This is a genomic window from Hungatella sp., assembly GCF_046966825.1.
In genome coordinates this window covers 1-23,091 of sequence record NZ_JBKVCZ010000071.1, presented here as the reverse complement: position 1 = coordinate 23,091, position 23,091 = coordinate 1, and the positions used below count along the sequence as shown (strand labels likewise).

Below are 23,091 nucleotides of genomic sequence, written 5' to 3'. Positions count from 1 at the left end.
GTATGGAAAGAATCATTTGTCTGGCAGCGGGCTATTTATTTGGCCTGCTTCAGACCGGCTATATTTACGGCAGGCTGAATAAGATTGACATCCGTAATTACGGAAGCGGCAACTCAGGGACGACCAATGCGCTTCGCGTGCTGGGAAAGAAAGCGGGAGCGGTTGTCTTCTTCGGAGACTTTTTGAAGGCGTTTATCCCCTGTATTCTTGTCCGGATCCTTTTTAGGGACCGGCTGGAGATCGCCTGTCTGCTGGTACTTTATACCGGTCTTGGCGTCATTCTGGGACACAACTATCCGTTCTATCTGAATTTTAAGGGCGGAAAGGGAATCGCGGCCACCGCCGGTCTCATCGTAGCCCTGGACTTACGGCTGATGGTGGTGACTCTCCTGGCCTTTGTCCTGATTGTGGCTGTGACGAGGTTCGTCTCACTGGGATCGCTGGTGGTAGCCACGATTTTTCTCGTGTGGATGATTGTTATGGGTAGTAACGGCAGCTTTTCTGTGCAGGCGGGATATCTCCCTGAGTTTTACATAGTTGCGGCTGTGATCAGCGCCCAGGCATTCTGGCGCCACAGGGCCAATATTGTAAGACTGGTTCATGGAAATGAAAACAAAATAAGTTTTGGTAAAAAATAAAAACGAGGTGAAGTATCATGGCAAAGATTGGGATTGTCGGTTCAGGTAGCTGGGGAATCGCTTTGGCTGTTCTCCTGTATAACAACGGTCATCACGTATCCGTATGGTCGGCGCTGCCGGAGGAAATTACGGAGATGAAGACGACTGGGCGCCATCACACTCTGCCGGATCTGGTTCTTCCGGATGGGATGATGTTTACGGAAAGCCTGGAGGAGGTCATGAAGGATAAGGACGTGCTGGTTACCGCTGTTCCTTCCGTCTATGTCCGCTCCACGGCACAGAAGATGAAGCCTTACTGCAGAGAAGGACAGATTATTGTAAATGTGGCAAAGGGAATTGAGGAATCGACGCTTAAAACGCTTTCCGAGATTCTGGAGGAGGAGCTTCCCATGGCGGACGTCGCGGTTCTGTCGGGACCCAGCCACGCGGAAGAGGTGAGTAAGGGGCTTCCCACCACCTGCGTCGCAGGTGCCCACAGCAAAAAGACTGCGGAGTACGTCCAGTCCGTCTTCATGAGTGAGGTGTTCCGCGTCTACACCAGCCCGGATATGCAGGGAATCGAACTGGGCGGATCGCTTAAGAATGTCATTGCCCTGGCCGCCGGTATTGCGGATGGACTGGGATACGGCGACAACACGAAGGCCGCGCTGATCACGAGGGGAATTGCCGAGATTGCCAGGCTGGGAACCGCTATGGGCGGTAAGTTCCAGACCTTCTGCGGACTGTCGGGAATCGGTGATCTGATCGTTACCTGCGCCAGCATGCACAGCCGGAACCGTCGCGCCGGAATCCTGATTGGAAAAGGGTATACCATGGAAGAGGCCATGAAGGAAGTGAAGATGGTGGTGGAAGGCGTCTACTCCGCGAAGGCGGCGCTGAAGCTCTCAGAAAAATATGAGATCGACATGCCAATCGTGGAACAGGTTAATGCAATATTATTCGATGATAAACCAGCCTCTGAGGCCGTAAAAGGTCTGATGCTGCGGGACAAAACTATCGAGAGCTCTGACCTTCCATGGTAAAATATGGATGGATGATTGAATTTTGAAAGAATATCTGGAAATTAGTTGACATTTTAAAAAAGCCATCTTATTATAGAGACTATGTATATATAGTCATAGGAACTGTATATATGAATTTCAAAATTCAAGAGGAGGAATGAATTATGAAAAAAACAACAAAGAAGCTGGTAAGCCTTGGCCTGGCTGCCGCTATGGCTGCATCCTTAACTGCATGCGGCGGTAAGAGTGACAATGGCGCGACAACGGCAGGCGCAGCGGAAACGACAGCTGCAGCGGATGCCGGAGCAGCTGACCAGACTGCAGGAGGTTCCTTTAAGATCGGCGGAATCGGACCGATTACAGGAGGAACTGCTATTTACGGACAGGCCGTTATGAACGGCGCTGAACTGGCAATCAATGAGATCAACGCGGCCGGCGGTATCGGCGGTGCACAGATCGAGTACAATTTCCAGGATGACGAGAGCGACACAGAAAAAGCGGTCAACGCTTACAACACATTAAAGGACTGGGGTATGCAGATGTTAGTCGGTACGGTTACTTCCGCACCGTGTATCGCTGTAGGCGCAGAGTCCAGCAATGACAACCTGTTCCAGCTGACACCGTCAGGTTCTGCTGTGGACTGTGCAAAGTTTGACAACCAGTTCCGTATCTGCTTCTCCGATCCGAACCAGGGTGCTGCTTCGGCCCAGTATATCGGCGAGAACAAGCTGGCTACCAAAGTGGCAATTATCTATGACAGTTCCGATGTTTATTCATCCGGTATTCATGACAAGTTCATCGCGGAAGCCGCTAACCAGGGCTTTGAAGTGGTAGCCGATGAAGCGTTTACCGCTGACAACAATACGAACTTCTCCGTACAGATTCAGAAGGCACAGGACGCCAGCGCAGAACTGGTATTCCTTCCGATCTACTATCAGCAGGCATCCTTAATTCTGGTGCAGGCAAAGCAGATGGGATACGAACCGGATTTCTTCGGCTGTGACGGTCTGGATGGTCTTTTAACCGTGGAGAACTTCGACACATCACTGGCAGAAGGCATTATGCTGCTGACACCATTCGCTGCCGATGCACAGGATGACTTGACAAAGAATTTCGTTGCTACATATAAAGAGAAATACGGCGACATACCGAACCAGTTCGCTGCCGATGCCTACGATGCAGTATATGCGATCAAGGCTGCCGGAGAAAAAGCGGGCATTACTCCGGACATGGACGCTTCCACAATCTGTGACAAGTTAAAGACAGCCATGACAGAGGTTTCTGTTGACGGATTAACCGGCTCAGGCATGAAGTGGACCGCTGACGGCGAGCCGGAGAAGGCTCCGAAGGCTGTAAAGATCGTAGACGGCGTATACAATGCAATGTAAGTTTATCAAGTAAATACTGCTTGGTATATGACCCAATGGAGGGTCGTCCAGAGGACGACCCTCTTCTTTTCAAATCCAATACCCGCGGCAGCGGGGGTTTTGACCCTCGCGGCAGTCGCCAAATGGACGCGCCAGCGTATCCGTTTGGTTCGCTGTTCTCGGGAATAAACAACGAATGAGGTGCGATGATATGATGAGTTTCATATCCTATTTTATTAATGGTTTAAGCCTGGGCAGTGTGTATGCAATAATTGCTCTGGGATACACCATGGTATATGGTATCGCCAAGATGCTGAATTTCGCTCACGGCGATGTCATCATGATCGGAGGATACGTGGTATTCACCGTTGTCAGCACGATGGGGCTTCCACCGGCTGTTGGCATTCTTCTTGCTGTCATTATATGTACGGTTCTCGGCGTAACCATTGAAAAGGTCGCATACAGACCTCTCCGCATGGCTTCACCTCTGGCTGTCTTAATTACGGCAATCGGTGTCAGCTACTTACTTCAGAACATCGCGCTGCTCGTTTTTGGCTCCAATCCGAAATCCTTTACATCCGTTGTAACGATTCCGGCTTTGAAGCTTGCCGGCGGAAGACTGACGATCTCAGGAGAAACGCTGGTAACCATCGTCTCCTGTATCGTGATTATGATTGTACTGACCACATTTATCAAGAAGACGAGGGCGGGACAGGCCATGCTGGCTGTCTCCGAAGATAAAGGGGCCGCACAGCTGATGGGAATCAACGTGGACGGAACGATCGCGCTTACGTTTGCCATCGGTTCCGCATTAGCCGCCATCGCGGGTACCTTACTCTGCTCCGCATATCCGACCCTGACGCCGTACACCGGTTCCATGCCGGGAATCAAGGCCTTCGTTGCCGCCGTATTCGGCGGAATCGGCTCCATTCCGGGCGCTTTTATCGGCGGCCTGCTTCTGGGCGTGATCGAGAACCTGAGCAAGGCATACATCTCTTCCCAGCTTTCCGACGCCATCGTTTTCGCAGTCCTGATCATTGTACTTCTTGTAAAGCCTACCGGTATTCTGGGCAAGAAGATTAACGAGAAAGTGTAGGTGGGGGCCATGGGAAAAAGTGGAAAGACTAAGAGTCTGCAGATAAATAAAACAACAAGAAATAATTTAGTGACCTATGGGATTGTGATAGCAGCCTATATTATTGTAGAGATCCTTATCAATGGGGGGCATTTAAGCAGCCTGATGAAGGGCCTTCTGGTGCCGCTCTGTATCTATACGATTATGGCGATTTCTTTAAATCTGACGGTAGGCATACTGGGGGAACTGAGCCTGGGACACGCCGGTTTCATGTGCGTGGGCGCATTTTCCAGCTCTCTGTTTTCCATCTGTATGCTGGAGGCGATTCCCAGTGTGGGAGTCCGCTTTACACTGGCGATTCTGGTGGGCGCTGCGGCTGCGGCTGTAGCCGGCATCATCGTGGGAATCCCGGTATTAAGGCTGAGAGGCGACTATCTGGCCATTGTTACGCTGGCATTCGGTGAGATTATCAAGAATGTAGTCAATGTCATCTATCTGGGAAAGGATGCGAACGGCATCCATGTCTCCATCAAAAACGCCATGGCGCTTAATATGGCGGAAGACGGCCAGATTATCATGAACGGCGCCCAGGGTATCAACGGAACGCCGAAGAACGCCACGTTTACGGTGGGAATTATCCTGATCCTGATCACGCTGTTTATCGTCCTGAATCTGATCCATTCCAGATCGGGCCGCGCCATCATGTCGGTGCGCGACAACCGGATTGCGGCGGAATCCATCGGAATCAACATCACGAAGTACAAGCTGATGGCGTTTACGATATCGGCTTCTCTGGCCGGTGTTGCGGGAGTCCTTTATTCCCACAACTTATCGGCGCTGACGGCGACACAGAAGAACTTCGGATACAATCAGTCCATCATGATTCTTGTATTCGTTGTGCTGGGCGGAATCGGAAATATCCGCGGTTCCATGATTGCGGCGGTGATCCTGACGCTGCTTCCGGAGCTGCTCCGCGGACTTAATACGTACCGTATGCTGATCTACGCCATCGTTCTGATCGTCATGATGATTTTCAACTGGAGTCCGAAATTCATCGATTTCAGAAAACGTCATTCCCTGAGACGGTATTTCCATAAAAACACGGCAGATAAGGAGGTTTCATAAGCATGGCATTACTTGAAATTAAAAACCTCGGCATCTCTTTCGGCGGACTGCGCGCCGTGGATGATTTCAGCATAACCATCGAGAAGGGCCAGCTCTATGGCCTGATCGGCCCCAACGGCGCCGGTAAGACGACGATATTCAACTTGCTGACCGGTGTATATAAGCCCAATATGGGAACGATCCAGCTGGACGGGATGAACATCACGGGAAAGAAGACCATGGAGATCAATCGCGCGGGTGTGGCCAGAACCTTCCAGAATATCCGTCTGTTTAAGGAACTGACCGTTCTCGACAACGTAAAAGCGGGACTTCACAACCAGTATTCCTATTCAACCGTAGCCGGAATTCTGCGCCTTCCCAAGTACTTTAAGGTGGAGAAGACCATGGATGAGAAAGCGGTGGAGCTGCTGAAAGTATTTGATCTGGATAAGGAAAAGGATTACCTGGCTTCCAATCTGCCCTACGGCAAACAGCGGAAGCTGGAGATAGCCCGTGCGCTGGCGACGAACCCGAAGCTTCTGCTTCTCGACGAGCCGGCGGCCGGTATGAACCCTAACGAGACGAAGGAACTGATGGATACCATCCGGTTTGTCCGCGATAATTTCGACATGACCATTCTTCTGATCGAACACGATATGAAACTTGTCTCCGGTATCTGCGAGAAGCTGACGGTGTTAAACTTCGGTCAGGTGCTCGCCCAGGGCAATACGGTGGATGTGTTAAATGACCCGGAGGTCATCAAAGCATATCTCGGAGAATAGGAGGAGACAGGCATGGCAATACTGGAAGTTAAAAATCTGGAAGTATATTATGGTGTCATTAAGGCGTTAAAGGCATATCCTTTGAAGTAAATGAAGGGGAGATCGTGGCCTTAATCGGAGCCAACGGCGCGGGAAAGACGACGACGCTGCACACGATCACCGGTCTGCTGAAAGCGGCAGGCAGCTCGATTGGCTTTGACGGGCGATACCAACGAAGGTCCGCGGGGACAAAATCGTCGGCATGGGAATGGCTCACGTTCCAGGGCAGACGATGTATTCGCGGATCTGACCGTGTTTGAGAGAATCTGAAGCTGGGCGCCTATACGAGAAAAGACAAGACGGAGATCGAAGAGACGCTGCAGATGATCTACAAGCGTTTTCCGAGACTGCTGGAGCGTAAGAACCAGCCGTCCGGTACCTTGAGCGGCGGTGAACAGCAGATGCTGGCCATGGGGCGCGCGCTGATGTCTCACCCGAAGCTGATCGTCATGGATGAACCGTCCATGGGTCTGTCTCCGATCTACGTAAACGAGATTTTCGACATTATTCAGGAGATCAACAAGTCCGGAACCACGGTGCTGTTGGTGGAGCAGAACGCGAAGAAGGCGCTCTCCATCGCTAACAGGGCCTACGTTTTAGAGACGGGCGACATTGTTCTGAGCGGTGATGCGAAGGAACTGATGAATGATGATTCTGTGAAGAAGGCCTATTTAAGTGAATAGGCAGAAGGAGCCGCCATTGAGCCGATTATGGAACAACAGACTGGTAAAAAACAGATTCGGACAGGTCCGGTCCGGGTGGATTATCCTGATCGCAATGGTGGCTTACGATCGTCTGTCTCTTGTCTCCAGCATTGGGATCATAGAGGTACTGAGAAAGATTTTGATTGCCACAGGCGATATTAATCCGGCAACCGGAGAGGTTTCCGGCCTGGTGGACTGGTTCAATGACGTCTCACTGCCTGTTGCGTTTCAGATACTTACAGATGTTCTTATGCTGGCAGTACCAATCGTCATATGGCGCCTGGTGATGAAGCATTCGGTCCGGGAGATGGGACTGGATTCCTTAAGCTGTAAGCAGAGCAGAAAAGACGGAGCGGCAGGTATGCTGCTGGGAATTGTAAACTGCTCTGTCATCTTTCTTTTGGTTCTTACAATAGGAAAGGGCCGTATCGTATCAGACGGAATTACGGTCTCGGGGCTGACCTTCTGGTGGCTGGTCGCTTTTGTTTTGGTGGGGATCGCGGAGGAAGCGCTGAACCGCGGGTTTTTAATGGCTGTTCTGCGGAGGTGCCGCAATGTACCTGTTATTATAATTGTCCCTTCCGTGATTTTTGGACTGCTTCATCTGAGGAATCCGGGAGTAACGTTTTTTTCCTTTTCAAATATCGTACTTGCCGGGATACTCTTTTCCTATATGTTTTTAAGGTCGGGATCCATATGGATGTGTATTGGATATCACATTACCTGGAATATCTTTCAGGGGGTGGTCTACGGAATGCCTGTCAGCGGCCTCCAGCCCCCCGGCATCATCACAACAAAATATATGGAAAGCAATCTGCTGAACGGAGGAGCCTTTGGGATCGAGGGAGGCATACTGACCACCATAATGACCCTGCTCAGCTTTCTGTTTGTCTGGTATTATTACCGCAATTCAAACTATGATTTCTTAAGCGATAAAGAGAAGCAGGAAACGCTTCGCTGATTCATGAGGAGTAAGCCCCAGGGACGGAAGAACCTGGGGCTTTCCCTTTGGGACGAAGAACGAAACATCAAAAAATCTTAAAAAGACTTGCTGGAATATTAAGTGATCCCCCGCATATATTATAACAGCACAGAAGGGGGTATCTTTATGGACAATTTTGATGTATACAGTGATATTAAAGCCCGGACCAATGGAGAGATTTATATAGGCGTTGTAGGACCGGTGCGGACGGGAAAATCCACCTTTATCAAACGGTTTATGGAACTGATGGTGCTGCCGGAAATGGTGGATGAGCATCAGAAAACACAGACGAGAGATGAACTTCCGCAGAGCGCGGCCGGGAAGACGATCATGACGACGGAACCCAAATTCATACCGAAGGAAGCGGCTGAGATCCGGCTGGGCGATGAGATTGAGGCAAAGGTGCGGCTTATCGACTGTGTTGGATTTATGGTCGAAGGAGCTGCCGGACACATCGAAAACGATGAGGAACGCCTGGTAAAGACCCCGTGGTTTGAATATGAGATTCCCTTTACGAAGGCTGCGGAGATCGGAACGAGAAAGGTCATCAATGACCATTCCACCATCGGTGTCGTGATCACGACGGATGGCACCATCGGGGAACTGAAACGCCCCAACTACATAGCCGCAGAAGAGCGGACCATTACTGAATTAAAGGAACTTGGAAAACCCTTTATCGTCCTCTTAAATTCCGTAAGGCCGTATTCCGATGAGACCACGGCCCTGGCAAAGGATATGAGGGAAAAATACGGCGTGACCGTTATGCCGGTGAACTGTGAACAGCTGAAAAAGGATGACGTCTATCATATCCTGGAACGCGTGCTGAAGGAATTCCCGGTTACGGAGATGGATTTCTATATCCCCAAATGGCTGGAGATTCTGCCTGCAAGCCACTGGCTGAAATCCCAGATTATCCAGGCCGCCAAGGACATGGTGAAAAAGGTTACCCACATGAAGGATATCACGTCGGATCTGTTTGACGGTGCGGCCGAGAGTATCCGGGCCGTAAAGGTACAAAATATGAATATGGCGGACGGAAGCGTTTCCATGGGCATGGACGTGGATGACAGCTATTATTACCAGATCTTAAGCGACTACGTGGGAATCCCCATTGAAGGCGAATACCAGCTGATGCAGACCTTAAGCGATCTTGCAAAGATGCGGGCGGAGTACGAAAAGGTGAACCAGGCCATGAGCCAGGTGCGATTAAAAGGGTATGGCGTCGTGACGCCGGAACGCTCGGAAATTATCCTGGATGAGCCGGAAGTGATCAAGCACGGCAACAAATACGGCGTTAAGATGCGGGCGGAGGCGCCTTCCATCAATTTGATCAAGGCCCATATCCAGACGGAGATCGCCCCGATCGTCGGCAGCGAACAGCAGGCGGAGGATCTGATCGCCTACATCAAGGAAAATGCCAGAGAGAGCGAGGAAGGCATCTGGAATACCAATATATTTGGAAAGTCCATCGAACAGATCGTGGAGGATGGAATCTCCGCAAAAGTCTCCCAGCTTACGGAGGACTGTCAGTTAAAGCTTCAGGATACGCTACAGAAGATTATCAACGACAGCAACGGAGGAATGATCTGCATTATCATATAAAATGAGCATGAATGGCAGAAGAGGAGGATGAGGTCTTTCACGAGGTTTCAATTTATGCTATAATAGGAAAATGACCGACAGAAGAAAAATAAGGAGGGCTTTCAATGAAATTAATGTTCATCGGTGCGGACCATGAGGTTACCGGCAGCTGCCACTATTTAGAGGCCGCAGGACTTAAGATTCTGGTGGACTGCGGTATGAAGCAGGGTGTGGACTATTTTGAGAATGCAGAGCTTCCGGTGAGCTATTCGGAGATCGATTACGTGCTCCTGACTCATGCCCATATCGACCATGCCGGGATGCTTCCGTTTATCTATGCGAGAGGGTTCCGCGGAGAAATCATCACCACCGAAGCCACAGCGGATTTGTGCAACATCATGCTGAAGGACAGCGCGCATATCCAGGAATCAGAGGCAGAGTGGAAGAACAGGAAGGCCAGACGAGCCGGGCGGCAGGAAGAAGTGCCGCTGTATGAAATGAATGATGCGGTAGGGGTGTTAAAGCAGTTTAACCCCTGTAATTATGATGAAATAATAAAACTGGAGGAGGGCCTTACCATTCGGTTCACCGATGTCGGACATTTACTGGGGTCTGCCTCCATTGAGGTGTGGATCACAGAGAATGATATTTCGAAGAAGATCGTATTTTCCGGTGATATCGGCAACAAGAACAAGCCGCTGATCCGGGATCCGCAGTATATCCAAAACGCGGATTACGTGGTAATGGAATGTACGTATGGCGACCGGCTTCACGGCCGGATACCGGACCACGTTTCCATCCTTGCGGATATTGTCCAGAGGACGCTGGACCGGGGCGGCAATGTGGTGATTCCCGCATTTGCCGTGGGCAGGACGCAGGAGCTTCTCTACATGTTCCGCATCATCAAGGCGGAGCACATGGTGAAGGGCCACGACGGATTCGAGGTCTATGTCGACAGTCCGCTTGCCGTCGAGGCGACCAATGTGTTTAAGGATAATCTGACGGACTGTTACGACGAGGAGACGAAGGCGCTCGTCATGCAAGGGATTAACCCGATCTCATTTGCGGGACTGAAGCTCTCCGTTACCAGCGCAGAATCGAGAGATATCAATTTCGACACAAAACCGAAGGTTATCATCTCTGCGGCGGGCATGTGCGACGCAGGCCGGATCAGGCACCATCTAAAGCATAATTTATGGCGGCCTGAATGTACCATCGTCTTTACGGGATATCAGTCCATCGGGACGTTGGGCAGAAGCCTGCTGGAAGGCGGCCGGGAGGTGAGACTGTTCGGTGAAACCATTCATGTGGAGGCCCACATTGAAAAGATGGATGGAATGAGCGCCCACGCAGATATGGAAGGGCTGATTCAGTGGCTGAATGCGTTTGAGGAGAAGCCAGGGGAAGTATTTTTGGTACACGGGAATGACGACGTGTGCGATTCGTTTGGGCAGGTTTTAAAGGAAGAGTATGGATATCAGGCGGAGGCGCCGTTTTCCGGCTCCGTTTACGACCTGGCCTCCGGCAGATGGCTGGAGCAGAGGGCCGGAGTTGTTGTAACGAAGACGGTGGAGACGGCGAAGCGGGCGGTAGGCGTCTATGCGCGTCTGCTGGCAGCCGGAGAGCGCCTGCTGTCGGTGATCCGCCACAACGAGGGCGGAGCCAACAAGGATCTGGCAAAATTCGCAGACCAGATCAATTCATTATGCGATAAATGGGACAGATAGCTAGGAGAGTGACATAAGATGGGAAAAGTACTATTGTTTACAGATGGAGCTGCAAGAGGAAATCCGGACGGACCCGGTGGTTACGGAGCTGTGCTTCAGTTCACTGATTCCAAAGGGCAGCTCCATGAGAAGACGCTGTCGGCCGGATATGTGAGGACGACCAACAACCGTATGGAGCTGATGGCTGCGATCGCGGGACTGGAGGCGTTAAACCGGCCCTGCGAGGTGGAGCTGTATTCGGATTCCAAGTATCTGACGGATGCATTTAACCAGCACTGGATCGATAACTGGGTGAAGAACAACTGGAAGCGCGGCAAGAGCGGCCCGGTCAAGAATATCGACCTGTGGGAGAGGCTTTTAAAGGCCATCGAACCACACCGCGTCACCTTCTGCTGGGTAAAGGGACATGCCGGCCATCCGGAAAACGAGCGGTGTGATACACTGGCGACCACTGCCGCCGATGGGGACAACTTACTGGTGGATGAAGGCCTGTAAAACTTACGTATCTCTTACAATCTCTTACTAATTAACGTACCCTATTTCCTTTCTTTTTTATTTATGATATGGTAATTTTATCAAAGTATGTTAGGATGATAATCATGAATAAAAATAGAGGAATCTGGCTTGTAATCGTTGCCATCCTGATCATCGGAATCGCGGTGACGTTTGCGACCAGCAGATTTATCCGGCAGAACGGCGGCTCTCTGGATACCGTCGCGGTGACGCAGATGCCCGGGACGACAGCGGGCGGCGGCATGCCGCAGGCTTATACGGAGGGAGCGGGTACGGAGCTTCCCGCCGCGGCCAGGAAGCGTATGGAAGAAACAGTCCCCGCCGGGGAAGAAGGAGCAGTATCCGGGAACACGGATGAAGCGGCCGCCGGGGCGGCAGTACCGGAACCTGCTTCATCCCGGATGATGGCGGCAGAGGGAGCGGCGGTGCCTGCTCCGGAATCCATTCAGATGGATGAGAGTAAGGAGGCTGCAGATGAAGCGGTCCCGGAAGCAGCGGCAGCAGGACCGGGAAGCAAGGCGGATGCGGCAGCGGCGGCAGCCCCATCCATATCTCCGTTAGGTCCGGGCGGAAGCGCAGTGCTTCAGAGCGACGAGGAGGAAAAGCTGGCCTACTACGAAAAACGTCTGGCAGAGCTGGACGCCCAGGTGCAGAAGATGCGCAGCGAATCCTCTGATTCCACTACGTACTCCATGAAGACGCTGGCCGAGAAGGAGTTTAAGCTCTGGAATATTGAGATGAACACCATTTACGCGGAAATCATGAACGGACTGGACGAGGATGCGAAAGGAAAGCTGGAGAGCGAGCAGCAGACCTGGCTGAAGAGCAGGGATACAAAAGCGGAGGAAGCGGCGAGAAAGTACAGCGGTGGTTCTCTGGAAGGCGTCGAATACACGGCCTCCCAGGCCGAGACCACGAGAACAAGGACGTACGATCTCGTGGAAACGTATATTAACTCGCTGCCTGCGGAGAATGAAGGTTAGAAAAAAAGAATCCCCATACAGAACAGAAGTACCGGTTCTGTATGGGGACTTCGATTTTGTGGAAAGATAACCGGAGGTATAACGGCGTTGCCGTGTGGATTTAGGAAATATCACAGAAAATCGACAGCAACATCTTGATAAATAAAATTCGATATGATAGGATAGTACAATGAGTTTGGCTAATGTATTAAGAACGGAGGTTGAATCTATGACAGCAATTTTAGCAAGTTTTCTGCAGACAGCAATCAAGTTTCTGTTTTTCCTTGCAGTGGCAGGAGGGGGAATCGTGTGCGGCAAGAAGTACAGAGATTATAAGGATGCGAAGAATGCAGGCAGTGTGACAGAAGAAAGTAAATAACTAACGGAGGACAGTAACGTGAACAAGACAGGTGTGAATGAACTTAGGAGAATGTTCCTTGAATTTTTTGAGAGTAAGGGACATCTGGCGATGAAAAGCTTCTCCCTGGTTCCGCATAATGATAACAGCTTATTGTTAATCAACTCAGGTATGGCGCCTTTAAAGCCATATTTTACAGGACAGGAGATACCGCCGAGAAAGCGTGTGACCACCTGCCAGAAGTGTATCAGAACCGGAGATATCGAGAATGTGGGAAAGACCGCCCGCCACGGCACCTTCTTTGAGATGCTGGGCAATTTCTCCTTTGGAGATTATTTTAAGACGGAAGCGATCCGTTGGTCCTGGGAGTTTTTGACAGAGGTTGTAGGACTGGATCCGGACAGGTTATATCCATCCGTCTACTTAGACGACGACGAGGCTTTCGATATCTGGAATAAGGAAATCGGCATTGCCCCGGAACGTATCTTCCGCTTTGGCAAGGAAGACAACTTCTGGGAGCATGGAGCAGGCCCCTGCGGACCGTGTTCTGAAATCTATTATGACCGCGGGGAGAAGTACGGCTGCGGAAAGCCGGGCTGCACCGTGGGCTGTGAATGTGACCGTTACATGGAAGTATGGAACAACGTATTTACCCAGTTCGAGAATGACGGACATGGTAATTACGAGGAACTGGCCCAGAAGAATATCGATACCGGTATGGGTCTTGAGCGTCTGGCCGTGGTGGTTCAGGATGTGGATTCCATCTTTGATGTGGACACCATCAAGGCTCTGTTAAACAAGGTTGCAGAGCTTGCCCACACGGAGTATCAGAAGGATGCATCGGTTGACGTTTCCCTGCGTCTGATCACAGACCACGTCCGCTCCTGCACCTTTATGATTTCCGACGGCATCATGCCATCCAACGAAGGACGCGGATACGTGCTGCGCCGTCTGCTTCGGAGAGCGGCCCGTCACGGAAGGCTGCTCGGCATCGAGGGAAGATTCCTCGCGGAGCTTTCCAAGACCGTAATTGAGCTTTCCAGAGACGGATATCCGGAACTGGAAGAGAAGAAAGCCATGATCTTAAAGGTTCTGACCGAGGAAGAGGATAAGTTTAACCGGACCATCGACCAGGGACTTGCCATTCTCGGCGAGATGGAAGAGAAGATGGCTGCCGCAGGCAAGACGGTGCTGGACGGTGAGGATGCATTTAAGCTCTATGATACTTACGGATTCCCGCTGGATTTAACGAGAGAAATTCTGGAAGAGAAGCATTTTGAGATCGATGAGGATGGCTTTAAGAAGGCCATGCAGGAACAGCGCGAGAAGGCCAGAGCGGCCAGAAAGACCACGAACTACATGGGCGCTGATGTGACGGTGTACCAGTCCATCGATCCTGCGCTCACCACGGAATTTGTCGGATACGACAAGCTTGCCTGCGATTCTAAGATCACCGCTCTGACGACAGAGACGGATCTGGTGGAAGCGCTGACGGATGGCGAGACCGGCACGATTGTGACGGAAGAGACTACGTTCTATGGCACCATGGGCGGCCAGCAGGGCGATAAGGGTGTAATTGTCAGTGCAAACGGCGAGTTTGTGGTGGAGGACACCATTCATTTACAGGGCGGCAAGGTCGGCCATGTAGGCAGGATGAAGAAGGGCATGTTCCAGATCGGCGACGTAGTCACCTTAAAGGTCTGTGAAGAGAGCCGTATGAGCACCGGCAAGAACCACAGCGCGACCCATCTGCTTCAGAAGGCGCTCCGCACCGTTTTGGGCGAGCACGTGGAGCAGGCAGGTTCCTATGTGGATGAAGACCGTCTTCGTTTCGACTTTACTCATTTCTCCGCCATGACACCGGATGAGATTAAGAAGGTGGAATGCCTTGTCAATGAGAAGATTAAAGAAGCGCTGAATGTAAAGACAGAGGTTATGAGCCTTGACGAGGCGAAGAAATCGGGCGCCATGGCCCTGTTTGGCGAGAAGTACGGGGAGAATGTCCGCGTGGTGAAGATGGGGGATTTCTCCACGGAGCTGTGCGGCGGTACTCATATTTCCAATACAGGCGTGATCGGCTCCTTTAAGATCTTATCTGAGACGGGAATCGCAGCCGGCGTGCGCAGAATCGAAGCCCTGACAGGCGACGGCCTGATGAAGTATTATCAGGATGCAGAGACCGAGCTTCACGAGGCGGCGAAGGCGGCGAAGGCCACGCCTCAGACACTGACAGCCAAGATTGAAGCCATGCTTGAGGAGATCAAGGCGCTCCATTCTGAAAATGAGAAGCTAAAGAGCAGGCTGGCCAAGGACTCCCTGGGAGATGTTATGGACCAGGTGAAGGAGATCAGCGGTGTCAAGGTTTTGGCTACGAAGGTTGCCGATGTGGACATGAACGGCTTAAGAAATCTGGGAGACCAGTTAAAGGATAAGCTGGGTGAAGGAGTGATCGTACTGGCTTCCGTCATGGACGGCAAAGTGAACTTAATGGCAACCGCTACAGAGGAAGCGCAGAAGAAGGGGGCCCATGCAGGCAACTTAATCAAGGCTGTCGCAGGACTCGTTGGCGGCGGCGGCGGTGGAAGGCCGAATATGGCCCAGGCCGGCGGCAAGAATCCGGCCGGAGTTGACGCCTGTCTGGAAGAGGTTTATAAAGTAGTGGAAGGCCAGATGAAATAAGTAAGAATTTTCCCGGAAAAAAATGAAATTTTCCTTGACGAATGGGAAAATTATGCTATAATCATATCAGTGCTATAAAATACCCAAACAGTTGTATTATGCACAAGTACACAACTGGAGGGAGGTTAGGTGTGAGCTATGTCAAATGTAATCGTTAAAGACAACGAGAGCTTAGATAGCGCTTTACGCAGATTCAAAAGAAACTGTGCGAAAGCAGGTATCCAGCAGGAAATTCGTAAGAGAGAGCATTACGAAAAGCCAAGCGTAAGACGTAAGAAAAAGTCTGAAGCTGCAAGAAAACGTAAATATAACTAATAATTGATTAGTCAAACAAGGTTAGTCCCTGGTCATTTTATGATCAGGGATTTCTTTGTTTCCTGTTAACTTTCACGTTACCCTGCATAATCGGACGCCGTTTTTGCATATAGTATAATATCATTGGCTGAAAGGCAGAAACGATATGTTCGAAGAGATGAAGTTTAGTGCAGCTGAGAACTTAAAGCTTCCGAAGGATGTGGTCCTGGGCGAAGTGCTGGTATCTTTTCTGGGGCGCCACAGTGTTGTGATTGAAAATTACCGCGGCATCATTCTCTATACAGATACCCTGATTAAGCTCCAGGCAAAGACGTGCCGCGTGGCGGTATCGGGAAGCCGCCTTGTGATTGAATATTATACGAATGAGGAGATGAAGATTAATGGACTCATCAAATCCATGGAGTTTGAATAAGGATAGAAAAACAAGGAGGTACCAGCGTGATTGTAACATGGCTTAACCACCGGATGTCCGGTTATCTGTTCGTGGAGATGACGGGATTTTCTCCGGAACGGTTCTTTAATATGTGCAGCGTTCATGAGATAGAAATCTGGGGAGTGTCCGATACAGGCCATTCCTATCGCTTTTATATGACCGTGAAAGGGTTTAGGAAGATAAAACCCATTGTCCGGAAATCGAAGGTCAGACTTAAGGTACTGGGAAAGTTTGGACTTCCTTTTTTTTTATACAGAAACAGGAAGCGAAAGCTCTACGCGGCCGGGATGGTGTCCTTTTTTGCCCTGCTTTACATACTATCCATCTTTATCTGGGATATCGAGTTTGACGGAAATCACATGTATACGTATGACACCCTTTTGAAATACTGTGAAACAGAGGATATCCGCTATGGCATGATAAAATCGAAGATCGACTGCGACGCTCTGGAAGAATCGCTGCGGAGCGCATTTCCGGAAATTACCTGGGTATCGGCCAGGGTATCGGGAACACGTCTTCTGGTTAAAATAAAGGAGAACGAGGTCCTCTCTGAAATACCCGTTAAGGATGAGTCACCCTGCGACATCGTGGCGTCAAAGGACGGCGTGATTACCTCCATGATCGTGCGCCAGGGCGTTCCGGCGGTTTCCGTGGGCGATGAGGTAAAGAAGGGCGATGTACTGGTGAGCGGCACGCTCCACGTCATCGGCGACGGCGAGGAGATTATGAACACGCACTATGTCCATTCCGACGCGGATATCACGGCGCGGACGGAATACCATATCACGAGGCAGATGCCGCTGTTTAAGCGCGTGGACGTGGAAACGGGGAGAATCCGCCGCGGGAAGTATGCGAAGGCATTTCAGTATTCCCTGATGCTGATACGCCCGAAGCAGGAGGGGACCACCTGGAAGGTGACTATGGAAGAGGATCAGCTTCACCTGTTTCAGAATTTTTATCTGCCCATATATCTCGGCGATATCACGGCCAAAGAGTACATTTCCTACGAGCGCCCCTATACGGAGGAGGAGAAGAATCAGGCGGCTGAAACCATCAACGAGAATTTGAAAAAAAATTTATTGGAAAAAGGGGTACAAATTCTGGAAAATCATGTTAAAATACTAGATAATGAATCTTTATGCCAAATTGCCATCGATATTGTGGCGGAGGAACCCGTGGGAGAACGGACGAGCGTAGAGATACCAATTAATCAGGAACAAGAGGAGACGAAAGAGTCCAATGAGCGTAATTGAGACAATCATAGATATACCGGCTGAACACGAGAAGAATGTCTGCGGACAGTTTGACAGCTATTTGAAGAAAATAGAGAGGACTCTTCATGTTACCATGATCGAACGCGACGGCGCGCTGAAGATCATCGGCCCGGAACAGATGGTGCAGAAGGCGAAGAGCGTATTTAATAATCTGATCGAGCTGTCGAAGCGTGGAAATGCGATCACGGAGCAGAACGTGGATTATGCCCTGTCCCTGTCCTTCTCGGAGAGCGACGGACAGATTCTGGAGATTGACAAGGACATCATCTGCAGGACCATTACAGGCAAGCCGGTGAAGCCGAAGACCATGGGGCAGAAGCAGTATGTAGATCAGATCCGGAAAAAGATGATCGTATTCGGAATCGGCCCGGCCGGTACCGGCAAGACGTACCTTGCCATGGCCATGGCGATCCAGGCCTTTAAAAACGGCGAGGTGAGCCGGATTATCCTGACACGTCCGGCCATTGAGGCGGGAGAGAAGCTGGGCTTTCTGCCCGGCGATTTACAGAGCAAGATCGATCCGTATTTACGGCCGCTCTACGATGCACTGTATCAGATCATGGGCGCGGAGAGCTACTTACACAATGCGGAGAAAGGGCTGATCGAGGTGGCGCCCCTCGCTTACATGCGGGGCCGTACACTCGACAACGCCTATATAATCCTGGATGAGGCGCAGAACACCACGCCGGCGCAGATGAAGATGTTCCTGACGAGAATCGGATTCGGTTCCAAGGTCATTGTCACCGGTGACCAGACGCAGAAGGATCTGCCGGCCGGAGCCGTATCCGGTCTGGATACTGCGGTCCGCGTGCTGAAACGCATCGATGACATCGGCTTCTGTTACTTAAACAGCAGCGATGTGGTGCGCCATCCGCTGGTCCAGAAGATAGTACAGGCTTACGATGATTACGAGACGAAGAAAAAACCTGCAGAGAAAGAACGAAAGACAACAAAAGCCCCCGGAGGCAGAAAGGCACGTTATGACGATTCATATTGAGTATGAGACGGAAGAGGAGTTAAAGCTTCCGTACGAGGAGATCATTACCGCTGTGGTGAACGAGGCACTGGATTATGAGAACTGCCCTTATGAGGCGGAGGTGAATGTGCTCCTTACGGATGACGAGGACATCCGGCAGATCAATAAAGAATACCGGGAGATCGATCGTGCGACCGATGTGCTGTCGTTTCCAATGGCCGACTACGACAGCCCGTCGGATTTTGACCGTCTGGAAGACATGGCAAGCGATTACTTCAATCCGGAGACAGGGGAGCTGCTGCTGGGGGACATCGTCATTTCCGTGGACAAGGTGAAAGAGCAGGCGGAAAAATACGGCCATTCCGAGACGCGGGAGCTGGCCTTTCTGGTGGCCACAGCATGCTGCATCTGTGCGGCACGATCACATGGTGGATGAGGAACGTCTCGTCATGGAGAAAAAGCAGGAAGAGATTCTGAAACGAGGGGGATACGAACGATGAAGAAACGGGCATGGTTCTGTGCGGCCGGACTGATCCTTTTGATGGGAACGGTGACCGGATGCCAGGGAAAATATCAGGAGGTGGCTGTGACGGACGCCTCGGCAGAGACGGACACCACGCCCGCCCCTACGAAAGAGATTAAGATTGAGACTACCACGGAGGCGCCTGCGGAGGAGGCTGTGGAATCCGGCGACTGGTACACCTTCGAGGAGCGCACCGAGCAGGATGGAAAGATCCGTAGCTACTTAACTGGCGAGATGGTCGATGCGGCAATCGGAAACCGCAGGCCCATCGCGATCATGATGAGCAACGACAAGGCGTCGCTTCCGCAGTACGGCATCAACCGGGCGGATATCGTGTATGAGGCCCCTGTGGAGGGCGGCATGAACCGTTACATGGCCATTATCGAGGATTACAACGATCTGGACAGAATCGGTTCCGTGAGGAGCTGCCGGACGTATTATACATACTTTGCCCGCGAGTTTGACGCCATTTACGCTCACTACGGGCAGAGCACCTTTGCCAAGCCGTATCTGGCCAATGTGGACAACATCAACGGGCTGGATGGAATCGGCACCGTGGCGTATTACAGGACGAAGGACCGTAAATCACCCCACAACGCGTATTCCAGCGGAGAACGGCTGAACAAGGCAATCGCCCAGCTGGGATACTCAGAGAGCTACAGCGCGGATTACAAGGGCCATTACCGCTTTGCGAAAACAGGCCATGAGGTGACGCTGGACGGAGCGCCCAGTGTGATGGAAGCGGCCAGGGTCTATCCGGGCTACGTGATGAATAAGCCGTGGTTTGAATATAACGAGAGCGACGGCTTATACTACCGGTATCAGTACGGAGCGGCCCATAAGGGCAATGAAGGCCCGATCGCCGTGAAGAATATTCTTTTCCAGTACTGCCCGTCAGGGCACTACGCCACCACGGATTATCTGGATATCAACGTTCACGACGACTCTTACGGGCTCTATGCCACGGAGGGGAAGGCGATTCCGGTGAAGTGGACGAAGGACGGGGAGTTCGGCCTGACACATTATTACGACATGGAGAATAACGAGGTGATTCTGAATCAGGGAAAGACGTGGATATGCGTTATTTCCGCACAGGATTCCTCAAATGTAGAGGTTTATGGAAAATAACAGGACAAGCAGAAGCAGAAAAAAGCCTGAGAAAAAGGGCGCGTCAAATTTTATCATACAGGGAACGATTCTTGCGGCGGCGGGAATCATTGTGCGTCTGATCGGGATGCTGTACCGGATTCCCCTTGCCAACATTCTGGGGGATGAGGGAAACGGATACTACAGTTCGGCTTTTACCATCTATTCTATCTTGCTGATCGTCTCCTCCTACAGCCTTCCAACGGCTGTTTCGAAGATGATTGCGACGAAGAATGCCAGGAAAGAGTATAGGAATTCGGTCCGTATTTTAAAGGCAGCTCTGTTTTATGGCACGGTAGTCGGAGGGATCGGAGCCGCGGTTTTGTGGTTCGGCGCTGATTTTTTCGCTACCCGTTTCTTAAACATGCCGTATACCAGATATGCGCTTAAGACGCTGGCTCCTACCATATGGGTCATCGCGTATCTCGGTGTGTTCCGCGGATATTTTCAGGGCTTGGGGACGATGATTCCCACGGCCCTTTCGCAGATTTTTGAGCAGATTATCAATGCCGTTATCAGTATTGTGGCGGCGGAACGGCTGTTCAACGCAGGATTAAAGGCAAACCTGGTGCATGAAACCACGGAATTTTCCTTTGCCTTCGGAGCCGCCGGCGGCACCATCGGTACAGGCGCGGGCGCGGTGGCAGGGCTTCTCTTCCTGCTTTTTCTGATGGCGAGCTACCGGCCTGTCATGATGAGGCAGGCAAAGCGTGACCGGACCAGACGGAGAGACAGCTACGGCGAGATCTCCTCCGTTCTGCTGATGACCGTTCTTCCCATCGTGATGAGCAGCGTGGCTTACAATATCAGCACGGTCATCGATAACAGCATCTATGGGAAAGGGATGGCGTTTCTCGGAATGGGAGCGTCGGAGGCCGTCTCAACCTGGGGCGTCTATGCCGGAAAGTACCACCTGCTGTTTAATATTCCGGTGGCCATAGCCAATTCGCTGGCCTCCTCCCTGATTCCGTCCCTGTCGCGGGCGGTGGCAGGCAAAAACCGCGGACAGATCGTGAGCAGGGTTTCCATGGTCATTCGCTTTTCCATGGTGATCGCGATTCCGGCCACGGTAGGACTTACCGTGCTCGCAGGCCCCGTGTGCAATCTGCTGTTCAGCCGTTACGATAACACCAACCTGATTCGCATGATGATGTACGGTTCGCTGGCTGTCGTATTCTTCTCCCTGTCCACGGTTACCAACGCCGTTCTGCAGGGAATCAACCATATGCAGACACCGCTTAAGAACGCAGTGATTTCGCTTGTGCTCCATATCCTTGTGCTCTGCATCATGCTGTTCGGATTTAAGATGGGGATCTACAGTGTGGTATATTCCAACATTCTGTTTGCGCTCTTTATGTGCATCCTGAATGGAATTTCCATCAGACGGTTCTTAAATTACAGGCAGGAGATGAAGAAGACGTTCATTCTTCCGACCATCGCCTCCGGTATCATGGGCGGGGCGGCTTACGGCGTTTACAAGCTGGTTCATATGACGGTCAAGAGCAACACCATCGGCGTCCTTCTGGCGATTGTGGTGGCAGTTATGGTCTACGGCGTCCTGCTTTTGAAGCTGCGCTGTGTGGATGAGACAGAGCTTGCCGGTATGCCCGGCGGTACGAAACTGGTAAGAATCGCACAGAAATGCCATTTGATGTGATTAAAATGAGAGAAGAAAGCAGATACTATACTTCGAAGGAGGTATTATCCTATGAAGAAGTATATGTTCTGCTTTCTTTTATTTGCAGCCACTTCGCTTCTCTGCCTCGGAATCGGTTTTGTTATTACCAGGGACAGCGTGCAGCCGGAGGAGGCCATACCCGGAGCGACTCTGGAGACGGAGACCGTGACGGAGGACCAGATCGTCATCAATCAGGAGAAGGTGTCGCCTGCGCCGGAGAAGGAAAAGGAGAAATTTTATCTCGTATCGGAAGACGGTTATCTGCTTGTCCTGTATCAGGATAAGACGACGATCTGCCTGTATACCCATATGCCGGTCACCGATTTCCCGGAGGAGGAGCGGGGCCGTCTTATGGATGGCATCTGGTTCTCCTCCATGATTGAGGTGTTTAACTATCTGGAGTCGTATACGAGCTAGAGTGTGTCTGACCGAATGGACCAAAACACAGGACTCGTCAGGAAAAATAATGCTTGAATTGAATGGAGGAACCGGATACAATAGGGCTGGTGACAGTACGGTCGCCAAGTGCTTACAGCGAGGAGGAATCCATGAAGAGAAAAGTGATGATCATAGGCGGAGGCGCCTCCGGTATGACGGCTGCGATTGCGGCTGCCAGGGAGGGAGCCGACGCCGTGATTCTGGAACATACAAAGAGACCCGGGAAGAAGATCCTGTCTACCGGGAATGGGAAATGCAATTTAACAAACCTGGATATGAGAAAGGATGCCTTCCGCGGGGAGAATCCCGGATTTGCATGGAAGGTGGTCGGGGAGGTGCCGGTAAAAGAGACACTTTCCTTTTTTGAGGATCTTGGTCTGGTGCTGACGGACCGGAACGGATACGTTTACCCCGCCACGGGGCAGGCGTCTTCTGTGCTGGATGCGCTGCGCTTCGAGCTGGAACGCTTAAAGATCCCGGTTCTCTGTGAATGTGAGGTCTTAAGCGTGTCAAAGAAGCTGGAACTCGCCACATCCCAGGGAGACATGAAGGCGGATGCGGTCATTCTCGCGGCAGGGTCCAAAGCGGCGCCCGGAACGGGATCGGATGGCAGCGGCTATAAGCTGGCGGAGAGTCTGGGACACAGCGTGATAGAGCCGCTTCCGGCCCTGGTGCAGTTAAAATGCAGGGAGACGTGGTATAAACAGTTTGCAGGCGTAAGGACAGAGGCTTCTGTGACACTGTATTCCGATGGAAAAGCGGCCGCTTCCGACCGGGGAGAACTGCAGTTTACGGA

General features: G+C 51.4%; 21 protein-coding genes and 2 pseudogenes. All 23 read left to right on the top strand.

The window, feature by feature from the left end:
• Window positions 1-2 precede the first annotated feature (2 nt).
• On the top strand, window positions 3-638 hold the full coding sequence (gene plsY, locus ACLTD4_RS20135) for a glycerol-3-phosphate 1-O-acyltransferase PlsY (protein WP_117620654.1): 636 nt from the start codon (window positions 3-5) through the stop codon (window positions 636-638).
• Between the two features lie 17 nt (window positions 639-655).
• A complete protein-coding gene (locus ACLTD4_RS20130; RefSeq protein ID WP_055652828.1) occupies window positions 656-1,660 on the top strand; it encodes an NAD(P)H-dependent glycerol-3-phosphate dehydrogenase in 1,005 nt (334 codons plus the stop codon).
• A gap of 143 nt (window positions 1,661-1,803) precedes the next feature.
• Window positions 1,804-3,027 (top strand): ABC transporter substrate-binding protein, encoded by a 1,224-nt coding sequence (locus ACLTD4_RS20125; protein WP_055652827.1) that lies wholly within the window; start codon window positions 1,804-1,806, stop codon window positions 3,025-3,027.
• 193 nt (window positions 3,028-3,220) lie between these two features.
• Window positions 3,221-4,102 (top strand): branched-chain amino acid ABC transporter permease, encoded by an 882-nt coding sequence (locus tag ACLTD4_RS20120; RefSeq protein ID WP_025529313.1) that lies wholly within the window; start codon window positions 3,221-3,223, stop codon window positions 4,100-4,102.
• A 9-nt stretch (window positions 4,103-4,111) separates the two neighbouring features.
• Window positions 4,112-5,206, top strand: a complete 1,095-nt coding sequence (locus ACLTD4_RS20115) for a branched-chain amino acid ABC transporter permease (protein WP_055652826.1) — start codon at window positions 4,112-4,114, stop codon at window positions 5,204-5,206.
• Between the two features lie 2 nt (window positions 5,207-5,208).
• Window positions 5,209-5,967 (top strand): ABC transporter ATP-binding protein, encoded by a 759-nt coding sequence (locus ACLTD4_RS20110; RefSeq protein WP_055652825.1) that lies wholly within the window; start codon window positions 5,209-5,211, stop codon window positions 5,965-5,967.
• Window positions 5,968-6,071: 104 nt separating this feature from the next.
• A pseudogene (locus tag ACLTD4_RS20105) lies at window positions 6,072-6,689 on the top strand (ABC transporter ATP-binding protein).
• A gap of 16 nt (window positions 6,690-6,705) precedes the next feature.
• Complete coding sequence (locus tag ACLTD4_RS20100) at window positions 6,706-7,671, top strand: CPBP family intramembrane glutamic endopeptidase (protein WP_117620655.1); 966 nt, start codon at window positions 6,706-6,708, stop codon at window positions 7,669-7,671.
• 147 nt (window positions 7,672-7,818) lie between these two features.
• Entirely contained in the window at window positions 7,819-9,294 is a 1,476-nt protein-coding gene (spoIVA, locus tag ACLTD4_RS20095) for a stage IV sporulation protein A (protein ID WP_002603984.1), read from the top strand.
• 104 nt (window positions 9,295-9,398) lie between these two features.
• The gene (locus ACLTD4_RS20090) at window positions 9,399-11,000 is read left to right on the top strand and encodes an MBL fold metallo-hydrolase RNA specificity domain-containing protein (protein WP_117620656.1); all 1,602 of its coding nucleotides are present in this window, start codon (window positions 9,399-9,401) and stop codon (window positions 10,998-11,000) included.
• A gap of 18 nt (window positions 11,001-11,018) precedes the next feature.
• Entirely contained in the window at window positions 11,019-11,495 is a 477-nt protein-coding gene (rnhA, locus tag ACLTD4_RS20085) for a ribonuclease HI (protein WP_055652822.1), read from the top strand.
• A 104-nt stretch (window positions 11,496-11,599) separates the two neighbouring features.
• A complete protein-coding gene (locus tag ACLTD4_RS20080) occupies window positions 11,600-12,496 on the top strand; it encodes a lysozyme inhibitor LprI family protein (RefSeq protein WP_117620657.1) in 897 nt (298 codons plus the stop codon).
• A gap of 208 nt (window positions 12,497-12,704) precedes the next feature.
• A complete protein-coding gene (locus ACLTD4_RS20075; RefSeq protein WP_002603989.1) occupies window positions 12,705-12,854 on the top strand; it encodes a hypothetical protein in 150 nt (49 codons plus the stop codon).
• 51 nt (window positions 12,855-12,905) lie between these two features.
• Window positions 12,906-15,512 carry an alanine--tRNA ligase gene (gene alaS / locus ACLTD4_RS20070; protein WP_055652820.1) on the top strand — a complete coding sequence of 869 codons (2,607 nt, stop codon included), beginning with the start codon at window positions 12,906-12,908 and terminating at the stop codon, window positions 15,510-15,512.
• Window positions 15,513-15,650: 138 nt separating this feature from the next.
• Entirely contained in the window at window positions 15,651-15,827 is a 177-nt protein-coding gene (rpsU, locus tag ACLTD4_RS20065) for a 30S ribosomal protein S21 (protein WP_003504099.1), read from the top strand.
• Window positions 15,828-15,972: 145 nt separating this feature from the next.
• Window positions 15,973-16,239: a YabP/YqfC family sporulation protein gene (locus ACLTD4_RS20060; RefSeq protein ID WP_002603991.1), complete on the top strand. Its 267-nt coding sequence runs from the start codon at window positions 15,973-15,975 to the stop codon at window positions 16,237-16,239.
• 26 nt (window positions 16,240-16,265) lie between these two features.
• The gene (gene yqfD / locus ACLTD4_RS20055; RefSeq protein WP_117620658.1) at window positions 16,266-17,513 is read left to right on the top strand and encodes a sporulation protein YqfD; all 1,248 of its coding nucleotides are present in this window, start codon (window positions 16,266-16,268) and stop codon (window positions 17,511-17,513) included.
• Window positions 17,500-18,531: a PhoH family protein gene (locus ACLTD4_RS20050; protein ID WP_055652819.1), complete on the top strand. Its 1,032-nt coding sequence runs from the start codon at window positions 17,500-17,502 to the stop codon at window positions 18,529-18,531. Before yqfD ends, ACLTD4_RS20050 begins: the two co-directional genes overlap by 14 nt.
• Window positions 18,515-19,010, top strand: a pseudogene (gene ybeY / locus ACLTD4_RS20045) (rRNA maturation RNase YbeY). Before ACLTD4_RS20050 ends, ybeY begins: the two are co-directional and overlap by 17 nt.
• On the top strand, window positions 19,007-20,161 hold the full coding sequence (locus ACLTD4_RS20040) for a DUF3048 domain-containing protein (RefSeq protein ID WP_117620659.1): 1,155 nt from the start codon (window positions 19,007-19,009) through the stop codon (window positions 20,159-20,161). The pseudogene ybeY and the gene ACLTD4_RS20040 overlap by 4 nt, the downstream one beginning before the upstream one ends.
• A complete protein-coding gene (locus ACLTD4_RS20035; protein ID WP_117620660.1) occupies window positions 20,151-21,836 on the top strand; it encodes a polysaccharide biosynthesis protein in 1,686 nt (561 codons plus the stop codon). Before ACLTD4_RS20040 ends, ACLTD4_RS20035 begins: the two co-directional genes overlap by 11 nt.
• 51 nt (window positions 21,837-21,887) lie before the next feature.
• The gene (locus ACLTD4_RS20030; protein WP_117620661.1) at window positions 21,888-22,274 is read left to right on the top strand and encodes a hypothetical protein; all 387 of its coding nucleotides are present in this window, start codon (window positions 21,888-21,890) and stop codon (window positions 22,272-22,274) included.
• Window positions 22,275-22,405: 131 nt separating this feature from the next.
• Window positions 22,406-23,091 (top strand): aminoacetone oxidase family FAD-binding enzyme (locus ACLTD4_RS20025; protein WP_412331507.1); only part of this gene is annotated, 686 nt, incomplete at its 3' end.